This is a genomic window from Actinokineospora diospyrosa, from assembly GCF_024171925.1.
Lineage (GTDB): Bacteria > Actinomycetota > Actinomycetes > Mycobacteriales > Pseudonocardiaceae > Actinokineospora > Actinokineospora diospyrosa.
In genome coordinates, this window is record NZ_JAMTCO010000002.1 from 204,672 (window position 1) to 223,072 (window position 18,401).

Here is an 18,401-nt window from a genome sequence, read left to right on the forward strand (position 1 = left end):
CCCGATACAGGCCAACGCCCTGGGGCGAGCCGCTAAACCGAAGGTGCGGGGTTCGGTTGCCGGATGAGGCCGCGGATGCTGGGGGTCACCGAGGCGGCCAGGATGGCCAGGAGGACGAGGATCGCGAGGCCGGTCAGGGTCGCTGAGGTGCCGAAGTGGTTGGCGAGGGGGCCCACGGCTATCTCGCCCAGGGGGATGGCCACGAAGGAGCCGACGGCGTCGTAGGAGTAGACGCGGGCCAGGCGGTCTTGGGGGACGTTCTCCTGCAGCGACACGTCCCAGGCGATGCCGAACTGCTCGATCGCGATGCCGCCGACGAACATGGCGATGAGCATGGGGATCACGGCCGGGGCGTGCGCCAGGACGAGCAGGGGCACGGCCTCGACGGCGATGAGGGCGGTGCCGAACAGCAGGGCGCGGCGGGGTTGCCAGCGGCTGGCGACGATGCCGCCGACGAGGGCGCCGACGGTTTGCGCGCCCAGGATGAAGCCCCACGCGAGGCGGCCGAAGGTCGAGTTGGCGATGGACGGGCCCAGCACCTGCATCCCGCCGGTGACCGCCGCGTTGACCACCATGAAGGCCAGCACGATCGCCCAGACCCAGGTGCGGGCGGTGAACTCGGCCCAGCCCGCGCGCAGGTCGGCCAGCGGCCGGGTCGGCTCGCTCGCGGCGATCTCCGGGGCCCTGACCCGCGCGTAGCAGAACGAGGCCACCAGGAACACCAGGGCGGTCGCGGCCATCGCCCAGCCTGGGCTGGTCAGCGCGGCCAGCATGCCGCCGAGCGAGGCGCCGGTGATCAGCGCGGTGTTGATCCCCATCCGGACCACCGCGTTCGCCTGCCGGATCATGCCCGGCGGCACCGTCTGCGGGGTCAGCGCCGAGGCCGCGGGCAGCGACGCGGCGGCGACGGCGCCGTTGAGCACGCTGAGCACGACCAGCAGCGGGACCGAGGCGAAGTCGAGCAGCACGGCCAGCGCCGTCGCCGCCTGGGAGACGGCGGCGGCGAGGCTGGCGCCCTGCAGGATGACCCCGCGGGGCAGCCGGTCGGCCAGGACGCCGCCCATGAGCAGCAGCAGCACGTTCGCGATGGACCGCGCGCCGACCACGATGCCGAGCGCCACCACCGACCCGGTCAGGTCGAGCACGGCGAACGCCAGCGCGACGGGCGCGACGGCGTTGCCGATGTAGGTGGTCACCCGGCCGATGGCCAGCCTGCGGAACATCGGCACGCGCAGCGGGGCGAGCATCCCGGCCGACGCGGTCAACAGCGGTCCATCTCGAACATGGAGATCGTGGTGCTGACCCGGACCGTGCCCGGTGTCCGCGGCGGCTGCGCGGCGTGCTGCAGCCGCAGGCTCATCTCCCGCACGTGCGCCACCGTGTCCCGCCACACCTGCGGGTCCACCCACAGCTCGGCGTCGGTGGCCGTCTCGGTGCCCGGTGCCCGCCGCGCGGTCCGGGCGCCGAGCCCCGCCGCCAGCGCCGAGGCGAGCAGGTGGTCGTCGCCGGGGTCGCGGGGTGCGGCGACCGCGGGCGGGATGTGCCGGTACCGCTTGGCGATGCCACCCCGGATCGGCACCTCCTCCACGATCCCCACCAAGTCCGCGTCGGCGAGCTTGCGCAGGTGGTAGCTGATGTTGGGTTGGCTGTCGCCGAGCTCCCTGGCGACCTCGGCCGCGCTCATCGCGCGGTCGGTCACCAGGGACAGGATGCGCATCCGCAGCGGGTGCGCGAGAGCGCGCATCCCGTGCAGGGTCGAACGAGTATCCCCCATGTCCATACAGCGAGTCTCTGAATGCGGACCGACTGTGTCAAATGACTATGGTGCGGTCGCCGGTAAGCGCCGGTCGTGGGAGCGTTCGCACTGCTCAGGGCGCGTGCCAACCGGTCAGCTCGTGCGGGCCCGCCGCCTGCCGCCCTGGCTCGGCTTGGGCGCCGGGGTGGCGGGCGGCTGCGCGACGTCCTGCGGCTTGTCCGCCGCCGCCGTCGCGCCCTCGGTCATCTCGCGCAACAGCTCGTCGAAGATCGGCGTGGACATCGCGCTCTGGTTCGCCATCCGCAGTCTCCCTCGCTATCTGGCTTGCGGAGGAACCTACCTCGGCACCCGCCGCGCCCCGGTGATCACGACGCCACACGATCGGGGGAAGTGTCCGACCCGGTTACCGATGAGTAGTGTCCCGTGTATGACGGAGAACCTGGTGTCGGTGAAGGTCGAAGTGTCCGATCGCGTGGCCGAGGTAACCCTGCTCGGGCCCGGTAAGGGCAACGCGATGGGACCGGATTTCTGGCGCGAACTGCCGGTCGTGTTCGGCGCGTTGGACGCCGATCCGGAGGTGCGGGCGGTAGTCGTAACTGGTAGCGGTGCCAACTTCTCCTACGGCCTCGACCTGCCCGCGATGATGCCCGCGTGGGGCGAGCTGCTCGGTGGCGACGCCCTCGCCGCACCGCGCACCCGGTTCTTGGGCGAGATCCGCGCGCTACAGGACGCCGTCACGTCCCTGGCCGCGTGCCGCAAGCCGGTTGTCGCCGCCATCAGCGGGTGGTGCATCGGTGCCGGGCTGGACGTGATCTCCGCGGCGGACATCCGGGTCGCGAGCGCGGACGCCAAGTTCAGCCTCCGCGAGGTGAAGGTGGCCATCGTCGCCGACGTGGGCAGCCTGCAGCGGCTGAGCGGGGTCATCGGCGAGGGGCACCTGCGCGAGCTGGCGCTCACCGGCAAGGACATCGACGCCGAGCGCGCGCTGCGCATCGGGCTGGTCAACGACGTGCACCCCGACCAGGCCGCCGCGCTCGACGCCGCCAGGCGGACCGCGGCCGAGATCGCCGCCAACCCGCCGCTGGTCGTCCAGGGCACCAAGGACGTGCTCGGCCACGAGCGCGAGCGCCGGGTCGCCGACGGCCTGCGCTACGTCGCGGCCTGGAACGCGGCGTTCCTGCCCAGCAAGGACCTCGGCGAGGCCGTCCAGGCGTTCCTGGAGCGCAGGCCGCCGGAGTTCACCGGCCAGTAGCCATCCCGCGCCACCTGGGGCAGGCTCGTGCGGGTTCGCCGCCGACCATGAAGGGGGAGCCGCCTTGGCCGATTCGAGCCTGGCCTTCCGCGCCGCCCGGGACTTCCTGCTCCACCACCGCGAGGACTACGGCGCCGCTCGCGGCGGGTTCGCCTGGCCGAGGTTGACCGAGTTCAACTGGGCGTTGGACTGGTTCGACGTGATCGCCGCCGGTGGGCCTACCGCGGACCGGTTAGCGCTATGGATCGTGGAGGAGGACGGGACTGAGCAGCGCTGGACCTTCGCCGAGCTGTCCCGCCGGTCCAGTCAGGTCGCCGTCTGGCTCCGCGAGCACGGCGTGGCGCGCGGCGACCGGCTGATCCTGATGCTGGGCAACCAGGGTGAGCTGTGGGAGACGATCCTGGCCGCCATCAAGCTCGGCGCGGTGATCATCCCGGCGACCACCCTGCTGGCGCCGACCGACCTGCGGGACCGGGTCGACCGCGGCGGTGCCCGGCACGTCGTGGCCCGCTCAGCCGACACAACGAAGTTCGACGATGTCCCAGGCGAGTACACCCGCATCGCGGTAGGGGAACCCGTCGAAGGTTGGCTCAACTACGCCGATTCGGCCCAAGCGTCCGCTGACTACAGCCCAGAGGCTCCTACCAGCGCTGACGACACCCTCTTGCTGTACTTCACTTCCGGCACGACAGCGCGACCGAAGCTCGTCGAGCACACCCACGTGTCTTACCCCGTGGGGCATCTGTCGACGATGTACTGGATCGGCCTAGAGCCAGGAGACGTCCACCTCAACATTTCCTCGCCCGGTTGGGCCAAACACGCGTGGAGCAACGTCTTCGCTCCGTGGAACGCCGAAGCCACGGTGTTCATCTACAACTACACGCGGTTCGACCCGGCGGCGTTGATGGCACAAATGGATCGCTGTGGTGTCACCAGCTTCTGCGCCCCGCCGACGGTGTGGCGGATGCTCATCCAATCCGACCTCAGCAAGCTCGCCACGCCACCGACCAAGGTTGTCGGCGCAGGCGAGCCACTCAACCCAGAGGTGATCGAGCAGGTCTCCCGCGCGTGGGGAGTCACGATCCGCGATGGCTTCGGTCAGACCGAGACCAGCGTCCAGGTCGCCAACACCCCGGGCCAGCGGGTGAAACCGGGCTCGATGGGTAAGCCCCTGCCCGGTTTCACCATCGAACTCGTCGACCCCGCTACCGGCGAACCTGCCGCTGAAGGCGAGATCTGCGTAGCGCTCGCCGATCGACCCGTGGGCCTGATGACCGGGTACGCCGACGATGACGACCGCACCTCGGACGCCATGCGCGACGGCCGCTACCACACAGGAGACGTCGGTTCCCGCGACGAGGACGGTTACATCACCTACGTTGGCCGCGCTGACGACGTCTTTAAGGCATCCGACTACCGCATCTCCCCGTTCGAGTTGGAGAGCGTCCTCATAGAACACCCAGCGGTAGCCGAGGCCGCGGTAGTCCCGTCGCCCGATCCGATCCGTCTTGCCGTGCCTAAGGCGTATGTGGTGCTCGCTGCGGGACACGAACCTGACGCGGACACCGCCCGGTCCATCTTGGCCTTCGCGCGCGAGCACCTCTCGCCATACAAGCGGATCCGCCGCCTAGAGTTCGCCGAACTCCCCAAGACGATCTCCGGCAAGATCCGCCGGGTAGAGCTACGCAGCCGCGAGAAGGAAATCCACGGCGGTAGTGCTACCGCGACCGGTGAGTTCACCGAGGACGATTTCCCCGACCTACGCGGATAGCCGTGCCCGGACCACGTGGTCCGAGCGGGTGCCCTCGACCCCGTCCGGGCTCGTCGACGGCCGCGTCACGACGTCCTCCAGTTCGACGGTCCACCGGTCGTCGAGGTTGAGGAACGCCACCACCTCGGCGGTACCGGGGAAGTGCACGTCGTGGCGCGGCTCGGTCATCCAGGTCGGCCACCCGTAGTGGCTGACGATCAGCAGCAGCCCGCCGGGCGCCACCGCCTCGGACGCCCGGCGCAGCGTCCGCTGCCGCTCGCCCTCCTGCTCGACGGGGGAGTGGAAGTACTGGGCGCACACCAGGTCGAACCGGCCCTCGGGGAAGGTCGCGTTCAGGTCGTGCCGCTCGAAGGTGATCGAGTCGGTCACGCCGCGCTGCGCCGCCAGTTGCGCGGCCCGGGCGATGGCGGTCGCCGACACGTCGACCCCGGTCACCCGCCACCCCCGCTCGGCGAGCCACACCGCGTCGCCGCCCTCGGCGCTGCCCAGGTCGAGCACCGTGCCGGGTGGCAGGTCGGCGACCTCGCGCACGAGCAGGTCGTTGGGGTTGCCCGACCAGATCTGCCCCTTCTCGGCGTAGAAGCCCTCCCAGAACTCGGCGGGGTCGCGGGGCTCGGTCTGCTGGTGCCCGTGGTGGTGAGTCATGGTCCGATGATGCGGGCCGGACCGGAGAGCGCGCAAACTATGTTGCCGGATCGGCAACGAGCACGCCGGGGTTGAGCAGCCCGCCCGGGTCCCAGGCGTGCTTGATGGCCCGGTAGAGGGCGAGTTCGGCGGGGGAGCGGGTCAAGCCGAGCCAGGGCGCCTTGGCGACGCCGACGCCGTGCTCGGCCGAGATCGTGCCGCCCCTGGCCGCCGCCGCGCGCAGCACCAGGTCGGTCAGGGCTTCCTCCGCCTCGCCCGCGCCGACCACGTTGACGTGGTAGTTGCCCTCGGCCAGGTGTCCGAAGAGGATCGTGGTCGCCGTGGGCGCGACCGCCGCCGCGATCGCGCGGACCTCCCGTTCGAACTCCGCCGCCTGGGCTGGTGGCACGCCCACGTCGAGCTTCAGCGGTGGACCCAACGCGTTGATCGCCTCGGCGTGGGCCTCGCGGTGTGTCCACAGTGCCCGTCGCGCGGACTCGTCCACCGCGAGAGCCGAATCGCGAAGTCCGCCAAGCGTTTCGACGACCGCCCCCAAGGCGTCGGTGGGATCTTCGTCCGCCGCGCATTCCACGAGCAGGTACGTCGAGTGCGTCGAGGCGAACGGTGGGGACACACGCCGGTGCGCGCACACCAGTCGCAAGCCGTCGTCGTAGAAGACCTCAGTGGAGGTGAGGGACGGCAGAACGCGCAGCGCCCCGATGGCCGAGATGGCGTCCTCTGTTCTATCGAAAGCTAGAGTCGCCGTAGCTCGTTCGGTGAACGCGGGAATCAGACGCAAGCGTGCCGCTGTGACCACCGCGAGTGTTCCCTCGCTGCCCACCAACGCGCTGGCGAGGTCGTACCCCGTGCTGTCCTTCGGCGGTCTGGTAACCCCGCCGACGACCTGGCCATCGGCCAACACCGCTTCGACGTCGGCCACCTGGTCGCGCATAGAACCCCAACGCAGCACACGCAATCCGCCCGCATTGGTCGCCAAGAGGCCGCCCACCGTGGCGCTATCGCGAGACGCGATGTCGATGGCGAAATCCAGCCCGGCATCCGCCGCGTGGGCCGATAGCGCAGCCAGCGTCACCCCGGCTCCGACGGTCACCTGCCGAGTCACGGGGTCGACCGGCCCGAGGTAGTTCAACCGCGTCAGGCTTAGCACTACCTCGCCCCGGTAAGGGATCCCGCCACCGACGAGCCCCGTGTTCCCGCCCTGCGGCACTACCGGCACGCCCAGCTCGCGACACACCCGGAGGACTCCGGCGACCTCATCCCGGTCCGCGGGCCGCACCACGGCCCGCGCTGAACCGGTGAAGCGCCCCGTCCAATCCGTCGCGTACCCCGACACCACATCGGGATCCGTGACGACATGACTCGCCCCGACCACCGCGACGAGCCTGTCGATCAGCCGGTCATCCGCGTTCCCCACCATCGGGATCGTCCCCGTTGGGATCGTCATGGTTGGGATCGTTCCGGATGGGAACCCCTTTCACGTAACCGAGTGGAAGGAATCAGACATGGCAGCCCGCGCCGACCTGCGCGACGCGCTCGCGGCACAGGTCGACGAGCAGCACGTGGTCAACCACTCTGGGAGGGCCCGGTCGATCGCCGGTCGCGACCCCGATGACCTGCCCGACCTCCACCGGGCCCCGGCCTGCACCGCCGCCGGAGCCCGTGCCTGACAGCAGTCCCGCCTCAGCGCAAGCCGCTGGCTTAGCGCTGCCACGGGGTGGGATCGCATCGATTCAGTTCGATTCGGTCGCCGAGAGAGCTAACACACACTCCCCGGCTGCCGACGTCCGGAGCGGAGGTAAACCGATGAGTACCGAAACGATCTCTCACCAGGCCGGATCCGGATCCGGACCGACACTGCCGACCGCGCCGTGCAGCGTCGTCTGGAGCCAGGGCCACGCCTACGTGCTGGAGTACGCCGGGGGAGCGGCCCGTTGGGTCGGTCTTGACGCGTTCGGTAGGCCCACCGCGCTCAGCCCCACCGCGCTTGAGCGGCAGGGCTGGACGCACCGCCGGGACGACTAGCCGAAGGCAGTCCTACCGGCGCACGGCAAGACCAACTGGGGAACTGGGGGGCTAAAAGTGGGGATTAGCTGAGGGGATGAGCCGCCGGGTAGGCCCGGCGTCCGCCTGCCCTACTCTTCCCGCATGGCTGAGCTGCGGGAAGAGAGGGCGGGGCGGGAAGAAGGGGCTTCCGCGGATCGCGTGTGGACGATCCCGAACATCCTGAGCATGCTCCGGCTCGCCGGGGTGCCGCTGTTCCTGTACCTGCTGCTGGTGCCCAAAGCCGATGGCTGGGCGCTCGTCGTGCTGCTGTTCAGCGGCCTCAGCGACTGGCTGGACGGCAAGATCGCCCGCTGGCTCGACCAGACCAGCCGCCTCGGTGCCCTGCTCGACCCGGCCGCCGACCGGCTGTACACGCTCGTCACGATTGTCGCTTTCGTGGTGCGCGACATCGTGCCGTGGTGGGTCGCCGCGCTCCTGGTCGCCCGCGACGTGCTCGTCGGCGGGTGCATCCTCGTGCTGCGCCGGGCCGGGTTCGGACCGCCCGAGGTCACCTACGTCGGTAAGGCAGCGACGTTCAACCTGATGTACGCGTTCCCGTTGCTGCTATTGGCCCAGGGCGGCTCTACCTTCGCCTCGGTGGTTCGCCCGGTGGCCTACGCCTTTGTGATCTGGGGCGGACTCTTGTTCATCTGGTCCGGTTTGCTGTACCTCGTGCAGACACGGGCAGCGCTGCGCTTGACCGGTAGCCCTGCCGTTTAAGCTCTGCGCCACTCAGCAGTCTGGAACTCATCAGTCCCAAGCTCACCAGTCCCCAAGTGAACACCCACCCAGACCCCTTCCCCAGTCTCGAAAGAGGGCTCCGAGTGATTCCCGAAGAACTCCGCTACACCGACGAGCACGAGTGGGTGGCGACCAAGACCGAGGACCTGGTCCGCGTCGGCATCACCGAGTACGCCCAGCAGCAGCTCGGCGACGTCGTGTTCGTGCAGCTGCCCGAGCTGGGCGACCGCGTCGAGGCGGGCGCCTCGATCGGCGAGGTCGAGTCGACCAAGAGCGTCTCCGACCTCTACGCCCCGCTCAGCGGTGAGGTCGTCGCGGTCAACGACGCGGTCGCCGAGCAGGCCGACCTGCTCAACTCCGACCCCTACGGCGAGGGCTGGCTGATCGAGATCAGGGTCGACGACCCCGACGCGCTCGAGGCGCTGCTCGACGCCGACGCCTACCAGGCCCTTACCGAAGCCTGACCCCGCGTGAGACGATCTTGACCCGCTGGTCCGGCCGTCCCCGGCCCCCCGCCACCCGCGAAGGGGTACCACTGGTCCGGCGCCTGATCGCGCACGGTACGTTGGCAACTGTTCAGCGCAACTGACCAGCAGGAGGAGCTCAGGTGAGCACCAACGACGGGCCCGGCGTCCCGCCGGAGCAGTCTCCGGAGCGGACTTCGGTCTTCCGGGCCGACTTCCTCACCGACCCCGAGGCCCAGGCGGCCGCTCGGGCGCCCGAGCCCGCTGTCGCGGGTGTGGACGCCCTGCCCGCGGGCTCGGCGCTGCTGGTGGTCAAGCGCGGCCCCAACGCGGGGTCGCGGTTCCTGCTCGACCGCGACACCACCAGCGCGGGCAGGCACCCCGACAGCGACATCTTCCTCGACGACGTCACCGTCTCCCGGCGGCACGCGGAGTTCCGCCGCGAGGGCGGGGAGTTCGTGGTGATCGACGTCGGCAGCCTCAACGGCACCTACGTCAACCGCGAGCCGGTCGACCAGGCCGTGCTCGCCGGTGGCGACGAGGTGCAGATCGGCAAGTTCCGCCTGGTGTTCCTCACCGGCCCCGGCGCGGGGGCCTAGGGGCGCGTGACGGCCGCCGGTCGGCAGCCGCGGGTCGGGTCGAGCATCGGCGCCGTGCTGGCGCAGCTGCGGCCGGACTTCCCGGACGTGACCATCTCCAAGATCCGCTTCCTCGAGTCGGAGGGGCTGGTCAGCCCGGAACGCACGCCGTCGGGGTACCGGCGGTTCACCGACGCGGATGTGGCCAGGCTGCGCTTCGTGCTCGCCGCGCAGCGCGACCACTACCTGCCGCTCAAGGTCATCAAGGAACAGCTCGACCGCTCGGGCGGGCCACCGGGGACGGCGGCCCGCCCGACGCGCGGTCTGGTCTCGGTACCCGCCGTCGTGGCGCCGGAACCGACCAGCACCCCACCGCGGCTCACCCGCGACGAGTTGCTCGAGCGCGCCGGGATCACCGCGCAGACCCTGCTCGAGCTCGAGCAGTACGGCCTGCTGGGCGCGGCCGCGGACGGCGTGTTCGACGGTGACGCGCTCACCGTCGCCACGACCGCGACGGCGCTCGCCGAGTACGGCATCGAACCCCGGCACCTGCGCGCGTTCCGCGCCGCGGCCGACCGCGAGGTCGGGTTGGTCGAGCAGGTGCTCACACCCCTGTTCCGCCAACGTGATCCGTCCGCGCGGGCGCGCGCGGACGAGGCGGCCGAGGACCTCGCGGCGCTCTCGGTGACGCTGCACTCGCTACTGGTGAGGGCCGGTCTGCGCAGAGTCACCGGCAGGTAGCGGCCCGCGCGCGGCGGTGCGCGGGGTGAACCGATCATCCCGGAATAGACGTGAGATAGGCGGGCGTGGGGACCAGATGGCGGGTAGCGTCGAACTAGGCGATGAGCGATCCTCGATGGGACGGGACGCCGATGCCCCAGCGAGCGGAGGGAGGCGAGCCCGATGAGCGAGATGCGCGTCGTGGGGGTGCGGGTGGAGTTGCCCGCGAACCAGCCGATCTTGTTGCTGCGCGAGACCGAGGGAGAGCGGTACCTGCCGATCTGGATCGGATCGGTGGAGGCCACCGCGATCGCCCTTGAGCAGCAGGGGGTGCGGCCCGCGCGGCCGCTGACCCACGACCTGCTCAAGGACGTGATCGGCGCGCTGGGCCGCGAACTCGAACAGGTCCGGATCACCGACCTGCGCGAGGGGACCTTCTTCGCCGAACTGGTCTTCGACGGGGACGTGCGCGTCTCCGCCCGGCCGAGCGACTCGGTCGCGCTGGCGCTGCGCGTCGGCGTGCCGATCCACGCCGAGGACTCCGTGCTCCAGGAAGCCGGGCTGATCATCCCGGACGAGCAGGAGGACGAGGTCGAGAAGTTCCGCGAGTTCCTCGACTCCGTCTCCCCGGAAGACTTCCGCGGCGCCGACACTTAGCAGGCCCAGGCCGACGGGTCACGGTCCCCCACCACTCTGCGTTACCGCTACCGGCCCCCGAACCGCCCTGCGGACCCCATCCCCACCAGCGACTCCCACCCCCTCCCCGCGCGTCGCGTTGACCTCTCCGCGCCCCCGTCTTACCGTCACAGACGAGCGAAACACCCCGGGGCGGGACAGCGGCCACCACCGCACCGACCGCGGTCCTGGACCCAGGTGTGCGCCGCTCGGCCGAGGCGTTCCCCATGGCGGAACGGGCGGTCTCGTTCGCCGGCCACATCGGTGGTCGGACGAGGGGAGGCAGGCGTGTTCGAGGAAGTTCCCGTCGAGGCTGGCTCCGTTGTCGGCGGCGAGCAGGGCGAACTGTTCCCGGACGCCTCGCTGCCCGATGAGCTCGTCGGCTACCGGGGTCCGGCCGCGTGCCAGATCGCGGGCATCACCTACCGGCAGCTCGACTACTGGGCCCGCACCAGCCTGGTCGTGCCCACGGTGCGCAGCGCGCACGGCTCCGGGTCGCAACGGCTCTACTCGTTCAAGGACGTGCTCGTCCTCAAGGTCGTCAAGCGGCTGCTCGACACCGGTGTCTCGCTGCAGAACATCCGGGTCGCGGTCGACCACCTGCGCAGGCGCGGGGTGCGCGACCTGGCCAAGATCACCCTCTTCAGCGACGGCACCACGGTCTACGAGTGCACCTCGCCGGAGGAGGTCGTCGACCTGCTGCAGGGCGGCCAGGGCGTGTTCGGCATCGCCGTCAGCGGCGCCATCCGCGAGATCAGCGGCACCATCCACGAGTTCCCCGCCGAGCGCGCCGACGGCGTCGAGGTCCCGGTCGACGACGAGCTCACCCAGCGCCGCAAGGCCCGCAACGCGGGTTAGTCGCGCGCGGGCTCTTAGGCCACCGTGTACGGGGTCGTCAGCGCGACGCAGGTGAAGCCGACCCGCTCCAGGATGGGGCGGCTCGTCGGCAGCGCGTCCACCTGCAGGTAGCGCACCCCGCGCTGCTGGGCCTTGCGCGCACGGTGGCTCACCAGGGCCCGGTAAATCCCACGGCCACGCCACGCTTCGACAGTGCCGCCGCCCCAGAGGCCCGCGAACTCGGTACCCGGGTAGTAGGCCGTGCGGGCGGCGCTCACCGGTTCATCTCCGGCCATGGCCAGCACGACGTCCATGAGGCCCTCGGCCAGCCCGGCGCGCATGCGCCGACCCAGCCAGCTGTGGTCCTCGCCGAATGCGGCCTCGTGCACCCACACCACGCGATCGATGTCAGCGTCGTCGGACACCTCCACCAGCCGCACCCCCGCGGGCGGCGCGAAATCGGGCACGGCGGCGGCCTCGGCGATCATCACCGCTTCCACCCCGCCCGCGACCAGCCCGGCCGCTGCCAGCCGGGCACCGAGGTCAGCGGGGGTGTCGTGGTGGTAGAGCTTCCACTCAGCGTGGCCCTCGACCGTGCGCAACCACGCGACGGTGTCGGCGATGACCCGGTCGGCCGTCGCCTCGTCGAGTGACGACCACAGCACGCCGGACCACCCGTCCGGCCCGACCCCGAGGTGCCTGGTCAGCCGGTCGGTGCGCTCGGCGGCGGCCGCCCCGTCGGAAGGGGGCAGGTCACGGCGCAGCTGCGCGTCGTAGACGGCGCGGATGGCCGCGGTGTCCCAGGTGGAGCCCATGGTGGGCAGTGCACCGCGAACCACACCCGGTCCGCAATCGAATTGCACCCCGGACGGGTTAGACTCAACTCGCGTCGCTGAACCCGTGCGGGAGAGTCCGGCCGGTCCACCAGACCGGCACGGCGCCGAAGGAGCAAATCCTCCCCGGAACCTCTCAGGCAAACGGACCGTGCGGGTGAGACGCCTCTGGAAAGTGGGCGAGCCGGCACGACCGGGGAGCCCCGCCGAAGGTGCAAGTCGCGTCCCGGGCAGGGTCGCGGTGAAGCTCTCAGGCGCCTTCGGGCACGGACAGAGGGGGAGGGCCACACGGGCGGACCGCCCGTGCCAGGCCCGACCCCCTGCACGCCCGAGGAGCCCCATTGACGACCGACCGGATCCCGCTCGCCGCGCTCGAGCACGGCACCCCGTTCGCCGACCGCCACGTCGGTCCCCGCCCCGCCGAGCTGTCGCGGATCCTCGACGTCGTCGGCGTGGGGTCGCTGGAGGAGCTGGCCGAGCACGCCGTGCCGGAGTCCATCCGCGAGGGTGACCTGGCCATCGACCTGCCCGCCCCGGCCACCGAGGTGCAGGCGCTCGCCGAGCTGCGCGAGCTGGCCGCGAGCAACCGCGTGCTCACCCAGATGATCGGCCTGGGCTACTACGGCACGCACACCCCGCCGGTGATCCGGCGCAACGTGCTGGAGAGCCCGGCCTGGTACACCGCCTACACCCCGTACCAGCCGGAGATCAGCCAGGGCCGCCTCGAGGCGCTGCTCAACTTCCAGACCATGGTCGCCGACCTGGCCGGGCTGCCCACCGCGAACGCCTCCATGCTCGACGAGTCCACCGCCGCGGCCGAGGCGATGACGCTGCTGCGCCGCGCGGGCCGCTCGAAGTCCAACCGGTTCGTCGTCGACGCCGACACCTTCCCGCAGACCATCGCGGTCATCGAGACCCGCGCCGAGCCGCTTGGCATCGAGGTCGTCGTGCACGACCTGGCCGAGGGCCTGCCGGTCGAGGACTTCTTCGGCGTCCTGCTGTCCTACCCGGGCGCCTCCGGCGCGGTCCGCGACTTCGCCGAGCTGATCCGCACCGCGCACGGCCGCGACGCCAAGGTCGCCGTCACCGCCGACCTGCTCGCGCTGACCCTGCTCCAGGCGCCGGGCGAGATCGGCGCTGACGTCGTCGTCGGCACCACCCAGCGCTTCGGTGTCCCGATGGGCTTCGGCGGGCCGCACGCGGGCTACATGGCCGTCGGCAAGGGCCTCGAGCGCCAGCTGCCCGGCCGCCTGGTCGGCGTCAGCACCGACGCCGACGGCCAGCCCGCCTACCGGCTCGCGCTGCAGACCCGCGAGCAGCACATCCGCCGCGAGAAGGCGACCTCCAACATCTGCACCGCCCAGGTGCTGCTCGCCGTGGTCGCCTCGATGTACGGGGTCTACCACGGCCCCGAGGGCCTGCGCGCCATCGCGACCCGCACCCACCGCCTGGCCGCCGTGCTGGCCGAGGGCCTGCGCCGCGGCGGCGTCGAGGTCGCCGGGACCGCCTTCTTCGACACCGTGTCCGCCCGGGTCCCCGGTCGCGCGGCCGAGGTCGTGTCCGCCGCCCGCGGCCTGGGGGTCAACCTGCGGTTGGCCGACGCCGACACCGTCGGCATCGCCACCGACGAGACCACCACGCGGGCGCACCTGGACCTGGTGTGGAAGGCCTTCGGGGTCAGCGCCGACGTCGACGCCCTCGACGCCGACACCCCGGACGCCGTGCCCGCCGAGCTGGTCCGCACCAGCGAGTTCATGACCCACCCGGTGTTCGCCACGCACCGCTCCGAGACCGCGCTGCTGCGCTACCTGCGCGCGCTCTCGGACAAGGACGTCGCGCTCGACCGCAGCATGATCCCGCTCGGCTCGTGCACCATGAAGCTCAACGCGACCGCGGAGATGGAGCCGATCACCTGGCCCGCCTTCGCCGACCTGCACCCGTTCGCCCCGGTCGAGGACGCCAAGGGCATCCTGACGATCATCGCCGACCTGGAGGACTGGCTGGCGAAGCTGACCGGCTACGACGCGGTCAGCCTGCAGCCCAACGCGGGCAGCCAGGGCGAGTTCGCCGGTCTGCTGGCGATCCGCGCCTACCACCGGTCCCAGGGCCACGGTGAGCGCGACATCTGCCTGATCCCGTCCAGCGCGCACGGCACCAACGCCGCCAGCGCCGTGATGGCCGGGATGCGCGTGGTCGTCGTGGCCTGCGACGACAACGGCAACATCGACCTGGGCGACCTGCGCAAGAAGGTCGCCGAGCACAGCGCCGACCTCGCCGCGATCATGATCACCTACCCGTCCACGCACGGCGTGTACGAGGACACCGTGCGCGAGGTCTGCGGCCTGGTGCACGACGCGGGCGGCCAGGTCTACGTCGACGGCGCGAACCTCAACGCGCTCATCGGCCTGGCCCGCTACGGCAAGTTCGGCTCGGACGTCTCGCACCTCAACCTGCACAAGACGTTCTGCATCCCGCACGGCGGCGGCGGCCCCGGCGTCGGCCCGATCGGCGTGCGCGCGCACCTGGCGCCGTTCCTGCCCAACCACCCGCTGCAGCCCACCGCCGGTCCCGCGACCGGTGTCGGCCCGATCAGCGCCGCCCCGTGGGGCAGCGCGTCGATCCTGCCGATCTCCTGGGCCTACGTGCGGATGATGGGCGCCGACGGCCTGCGCCGCGCGACGCTGACCGCGGTCGCCTCGGCCAACTACATCGCCCGCCGCCTCGACGAGCACTTCCCGGTCCTCTACACCGGCGCGGGCGGCTTCGTCGCCCACGAGTGCATCCTCGACCTGCGGCCGATGACCAAGGCCACCGGCATCACCGTGGACGACGTGGCCAAGCGCCTGGCCGACTACGGCCTGCACGCGCCGACCATGTCCTTCCCGGTCGCGGGCACGCTGATGGTCGAACCGACCGAGAGCGAGGACCTGGCCGAGATCGACCGGTTCTGCGCCGCGATGATCGCCATCAAGCACGAGGTCGACCGGGTCGCCGCGGGGGAGTGGCCGCTGGCGGACAACCCGCTCGCCAACGCACCGCACACCGCGGCGTCGATCACCGGCGAGTGGGACCACCCGTACAGCCGCGAGGTCGCGGTGTTCCCGGCCGGGCACAACGTGCCCAAGATCTGGCCGCCGGTGCGCCGCATCGACGGGGCCAAGGGCGACCGCAACCTGGTCTGCTCCTGCCCGCCGCTGGACGCCTACAGCAGCTGAGCACCGTTGTCGAGGGTGGCCCGCCGAGTGGTTCTCGGCGGGCCACCGCCCGTTGCGGCCTGGGAAGATGGCGGGTGCCCCTGGTGTTGGGCGAAGTGTCATCCCTGAACCCGCAACGGTAAGGAACTCCATGCCGAACGTCCCAGCCGTCGCGCTCAACGACGGCACCACCATCCCGCAGGTCGGCTTCGGGGTGTGGCAGGTGCCCGACGACGTCGTCGGCGCCGCGATCAGCACCGCGCTGGAAGCCGGTTACCGCGGCATCGACACCGCGGCCGCCTACCGCAACGAGACCGGCACCGGCCGGGCGATCGCCGAGTCCGGCCTGCCGCGCGCGGAGATCCACGTCACCACCAAGCTCTGGAATACCGACCAGGGCTACGACCCGACGCTGCGCGCCTTCGACGCCAGCCTCGAGCGGCTCGGCCTCGAGCAGGTCGACCTCTACCTGATCCACTGGCCGACGCCCTCGCGCGACACCTTCGTCGACACCTGGCGGGCGTTCGAGAAGATCCGCGCCGACGGCCGCGCCCGCTCGATCGGGGTGTCCAACTTCCACGTCGCGCACCTGCGCAGGCTCTTCGACGAGACCGACGTGGTGCCGGTGCTCAACCAGATCGAGCTGCACCCGAACCTGCCGCAGACCGAGCTGCGCGCCTTCCACGCCGAGCACGGCATCGCGACCGAGGCGTGGAGTCCGCTCGCCTCCGGTCAGCTGCTCTCGGACCCGGTGGTCGGCGGCCTCGCCGACAAGCACGGCAAGACCGCGGCGCAGGTGATCCTGCGCTGGCACGTGCAGCTGGGCAACGTGGTGATCCCCAAGTCGGTCACCCCGGAGCGGATCCGGGCCAACATCGACGTGTTCGACTTCGCGCTCGACGGCGACGACCTGATCGCGTTGGCGGGCCTGGAGAACGGGCAGCGCACCGGCCCGGACCCGGAGCGGTTCAACGGGTAACGGTGAAAAACATCCCGAGTCACTCGGGTTGACGCATTCAGTTCCCCTAATAGAGTGCATTGCGCCTGGCGCGGACACGGACCGGCATATCCGTCGCGCGGAAAGGACGTGATGGCACGACATCGGGGGCGCACAAGAGTGAGTCCGGGGCTGATCGCCCTCGGCGTGGTCTCCCTGCTGGTGCTGGGGTGGGCGGGCTGGGGGTGGATCAGCGCCCGGATCGATCAAGCGGCGGCGCGCGAGCACGGGTGCCCCGCCGGGCCGGAGGTGTTGCGGGTCGCGGTGACCCCGTCGGCCGAGCGGCCGGTGCGCGAGGCCGCCAAGCGGTGGAACGCCGGGTCGACCGTGGTCGGCGCGCATTGCGTGCGGGTCAACGTGAGTTCCGCCGAGTCGCCCGCCGCGCTCGCCGGGTTGACCGGTGAGTGGAACACCCGCGAGCTCGGCGACCGCCCGGACGCGTGGCTGCCGGAGTCCTCGCTGTGGACCGACCGGTTGGCCGCCACCGACGACGCGCTGCTGGCCGCCGCGCCGGAGCCCGTCGCCACCAGCCCGGTCGTGCTCGCCGCCCCGGAACCGGCCGCCCGGCTGCTGACCGGCACCGCCCGGTTCCGCTGGGCCGAGTTGGCCGCGCTCACCGCCGACACCAGCGGCTGGACGCGCTTCGGCGAGCCGGGCTGGGGTCGGCTCACCGTCGCGCTCCCCGCGCCGCTGACCAACACCGCCAGCGCGCTCGCCGTGCAGAGCACCCTCGTCGGGGTCGCCCAGGAGAGCCCGGTGACCCAGAACGTGCTCGCCAGGCAACCGGTCGGCGCCGCGCTCGCCGCGCTGGCGCAGGCGCAGCCCGCCGACGTGCCGGACACGACGCGGGCCGCGCTGGCCGTGCTCGGCGAGAACCCGCTGATGGTCGACGCCCCGTACGGCGCGGTGGCCGCGCTGGAGGTGGACCTGTTCCGCCGCAACCTCGGCGACGACGGCCGCCCGGCGGCCAAGCGCCCGCTGTGGGAGGTGGTCGCCGACGGCCCGACCCCGGTCGCCGACTTCCCGTTCGTCGCGCTGACCGGGCCCGAGGTGGGGCCGGTGCGCACCGAGGCGGCCGACCGGTTCCGCCGGTTCCTGCAGGAACCCGAGCAGCAGCGCGAGTTCTCCGCGGCGGGCCTGCGCGGGGCGGGCGCGCCGCAGCGGCCCACCGCGGCGATGGGCATGACCTGGGCCGAGATCGTCCCCGGGTTCGCCAGGTCCGACCCGAACACCACCCAGCGGATCGCCACCACCTGGGCGAACGCCGTCGAGGGCGGCGGGATCGTGACGATCATGGTCGACGTCTCGCGGACCATGGGCACCGACGGCGGCGACGGCCGCACCCGGCTGGACTGGGTGAAGGACGCGCTGAAGGGGTACGCGGACTACACGGTGTCCGGATCCCTTGGCCTGTGGCCGTTTTCGCGTGGCCTGGAGAAGGGGAAGCCTTACGCGGTGGCGGTACCGACCGGGCCTGTCGTCAACCGGCGCGTCTCGGTGCACGCCGCTGTTGACGGACTTACCGCCAACGGGGCCACGGACTTCTACGAGTCGGTGGTCGCCGGGTACCGCTCGGCTGTGCAGGGTTACGTTCCCGGGCGGCTGAACCAGCTCGTCGTCATCACCGACGGCGGCGCTGACGGTGCGATGTCGTTGTCCCAGGCCAAAGCCGCCATCCGGCGGGTGTCGGAGAAGGACAAATCCGTGCCGATCGACGTGATCGCGATCGGCCGCGACCCGGACCGCGGTGCCCTGCGGGACCTGGCGGCGTCCACCGGCGGTCGGCTGACCGTGCTGCCGGACGCCCGCGGGGTCGTCGCCGCGCTCGGGCAGGCCGTCACCGGGCGGGACTGAGCCTGTGGACGAGCGGCGACGGGCCGTCGCCCGGGTGGCCC

The 18,401-nt window shown here is 71.5% G+C and carries 19 protein-coding genes and 1 riboswitch; of the genes, 13 read left to right on the forward strand and 6 right to left on the reverse strand.

From position 1 onward, the window contains the following. Window positions 1-32 precede the first annotated feature (32 nt). The 3 genes from LV75_RS03480 to LV75_RS03490 all read right to left on the reverse strand — a co-directional run bounded on the left by LV75_RS03480 (window position 33) and on the right by LV75_RS03490 (window position 2,056). On the reverse strand, window positions 33-1,247 hold the full coding sequence (locus LV75_RS03480; RefSeq protein ID WP_372504136.1) for an MFS transporter: 1,215 nt from the start codon (window positions 1,245-1,247) through the stop codon (window positions 33-35). Between the two features lie 14 nt (window positions 1,248-1,261). Continuing rightward, the gene (locus LV75_RS03485) at window positions 1,262-1,744 is read right to left on the reverse strand and encodes an ArsR/SmtB family transcription factor (RefSeq protein ID WP_253885152.1); all 483 of its coding nucleotides are present in this window, start codon (window positions 1,742-1,744) and stop codon (window positions 1,262-1,264) included. Window positions 1,745-1,888: 144 nt separating this feature from the next. Then, window positions 1,889-2,056, reverse strand: coding sequence for a hypothetical protein (locus LV75_RS03490; protein ID WP_253885153.1), 168 nt, complete (start codon window positions 2,054-2,056; stop codon window positions 1,889-1,891). A 127-nt stretch (window positions 2,057-2,183) separates the two neighbouring features. Here LV75_RS03490 and LV75_RS03495 point away from each other — a divergent pair, with 127 nt between their 5' ends. Continuing rightward, window positions 2,184-3,008, forward strand: a complete 825-nt coding sequence (locus tag LV75_RS03495; RefSeq protein WP_253885154.1) for a crotonase/enoyl-CoA hydratase family protein — start codon at window positions 2,184-2,186, stop codon at window positions 3,006-3,008. A 64-nt stretch (window positions 3,009-3,072) separates the two neighbouring features. Next, entirely contained in the window at window positions 3,073-4,779 is a 1,707-nt protein-coding gene (locus LV75_RS03500; protein ID WP_253885155.1) for an AMP-binding protein, read from the forward strand. Here LV75_RS03500 and LV75_RS03505 read toward each other — a convergent pair. Continuing rightward, the gene (locus LV75_RS03505; protein WP_253885156.1) at window positions 4,768-5,424 is read right to left on the reverse strand and encodes an SAM-dependent methyltransferase; all 657 of its coding nucleotides are present in this window, start codon (window positions 5,422-5,424) and stop codon (window positions 4,768-4,770) included. The genes LV75_RS03500 and LV75_RS03505 overlap by 12 nt on opposite strands. Before the next feature lie 37 nt (window positions 5,425-5,461). After that, on the reverse strand, window positions 5,462-6,868 hold the full coding sequence (locus LV75_RS03510) for an FAD-binding oxidoreductase (RefSeq protein WP_253885157.1): 1,407 nt from the start codon (window positions 6,866-6,868) through the stop codon (window positions 5,462-5,464). A 58-nt stretch (window positions 6,869-6,926) separates the two neighbouring features. Between LV75_RS03510 and LV75_RS03515 the strand changes: the two genes are divergently transcribed. The 8 genes from LV75_RS03515 to LV75_RS03550 all read left to right on the forward strand — a co-directional run bounded on the left by LV75_RS03515 (window position 6,927) and on the right by LV75_RS03550 (window position 11,503). Then, on the forward strand, window positions 6,927-7,091 hold the full coding sequence (locus LV75_RS03515; protein WP_253885158.1) for a hypothetical protein: 165 nt from the start codon (window positions 6,927-6,929) through the stop codon (window positions 7,089-7,091). 136 nt (window positions 7,092-7,227) lie between these two features. Then, entirely contained in the window at window positions 7,228-7,446 is a 219-nt protein-coding gene (locus LV75_RS03520; protein WP_253885159.1) for a hypothetical protein, read from the forward strand. A 123-nt stretch (window positions 7,447-7,569) separates the two neighbouring features. Further along, entirely contained in the window at window positions 7,570-8,187 is a 618-nt protein-coding gene (gene clsA, locus LV75_RS03525) for a cardiolipin synthase ClsA (RefSeq protein ID WP_301318593.1), read from the forward strand. Window positions 8,188-8,291: 104 nt separating this feature from the next. Beyond that, window positions 8,292-8,672 carry a glycine cleavage system protein GcvH gene (gcvH, locus tag LV75_RS03530; RefSeq protein ID WP_253885160.1) on the forward strand — a complete coding sequence of 127 codons (381 nt, stop codon included), beginning with the start codon at window positions 8,292-8,294 and terminating at the stop codon, window positions 8,670-8,672. Between the two features lie 143 nt (window positions 8,673-8,815). Continuing rightward, window positions 8,816-9,271 carry a glycogen accumulation regulator GarA gene (garA, locus tag LV75_RS03535; RefSeq protein WP_253885161.1) on the forward strand — a complete coding sequence of 152 codons (456 nt, stop codon included), beginning with the start codon at window positions 8,816-8,818 and terminating at the stop codon, window positions 9,269-9,271. Between the two features lie 6 nt (window positions 9,272-9,277). Next, entirely contained in the window at window positions 9,278-9,991 is a 714-nt protein-coding gene (gene ftsR, locus LV75_RS03540) for a transcriptional regulator FtsR (protein WP_253885162.1), read from the forward strand. 162 nt (window positions 9,992-10,153) lie between these two features. Then, window positions 10,154-10,627 carry a bifunctional nuclease family protein gene (locus LV75_RS03545; protein ID WP_054046144.1) on the forward strand — a complete coding sequence of 158 codons (474 nt, stop codon included), beginning with the start codon at window positions 10,154-10,156 and terminating at the stop codon, window positions 10,625-10,627. Window positions 10,628-10,933: 306 nt separating this feature from the next. Continuing rightward, window positions 10,934-11,503, forward strand: a complete 570-nt coding sequence (locus tag LV75_RS03550) for a MerR family transcriptional regulator (protein ID WP_308210845.1) — start codon at window positions 10,934-10,936, stop codon at window positions 11,501-11,503. Window positions 11,504-11,517: 14 nt separating this feature from the next. On the opposite strand, the gene LV75_RS03555 is transcribed toward LV75_RS03550, so the two are convergent. Then, on the reverse strand, window positions 11,518-12,297 hold the full coding sequence (locus LV75_RS03555) for a GNAT family N-acetyltransferase (protein ID WP_253885163.1): 780 nt from the start codon (window positions 12,295-12,297) through the stop codon (window positions 11,518-11,520). A 78-nt stretch (window positions 12,298-12,375) separates the two neighbouring features. Continuing rightward, window positions 12,376-12,477: riboswitch (glycine riboswitch) on the forward strand. 179 nt (window positions 12,478-12,656) lie between these two features. On the opposite strand from LV75_RS03555, the gene gcvP reads away from it, so the two are divergent. The 3 genes from gcvP to LV75_RS03570 all read left to right on the forward strand — a co-directional run bounded on the left by gcvP (window position 12,657) and on the right by LV75_RS03570 (window position 18,360). Continuing rightward, entirely contained in the window at window positions 12,657-15,530 is a 2,874-nt protein-coding gene (gcvP, locus tag LV75_RS03560) for an aminomethyl-transferring glycine dehydrogenase (protein ID WP_253885164.1), read from the forward strand. A 130-nt stretch (window positions 15,531-15,660) separates the two neighbouring features. Next, a complete protein-coding gene (locus tag LV75_RS03565) occupies window positions 15,661-16,488 on the forward strand; it encodes an aldo/keto reductase (protein ID WP_253885165.1) in 828 nt (275 codons plus the stop codon). Window positions 16,489-16,626: 138 nt separating this feature from the next. Continuing rightward, entirely contained in the window at window positions 16,627-18,360 is a 1,734-nt protein-coding gene (locus LV75_RS03570) for a vWA domain-containing protein (protein ID WP_253885166.1), read from the forward strand. The last annotated feature ends 41 nt before the right edge of the window (window positions 18,361-18,401 follow it).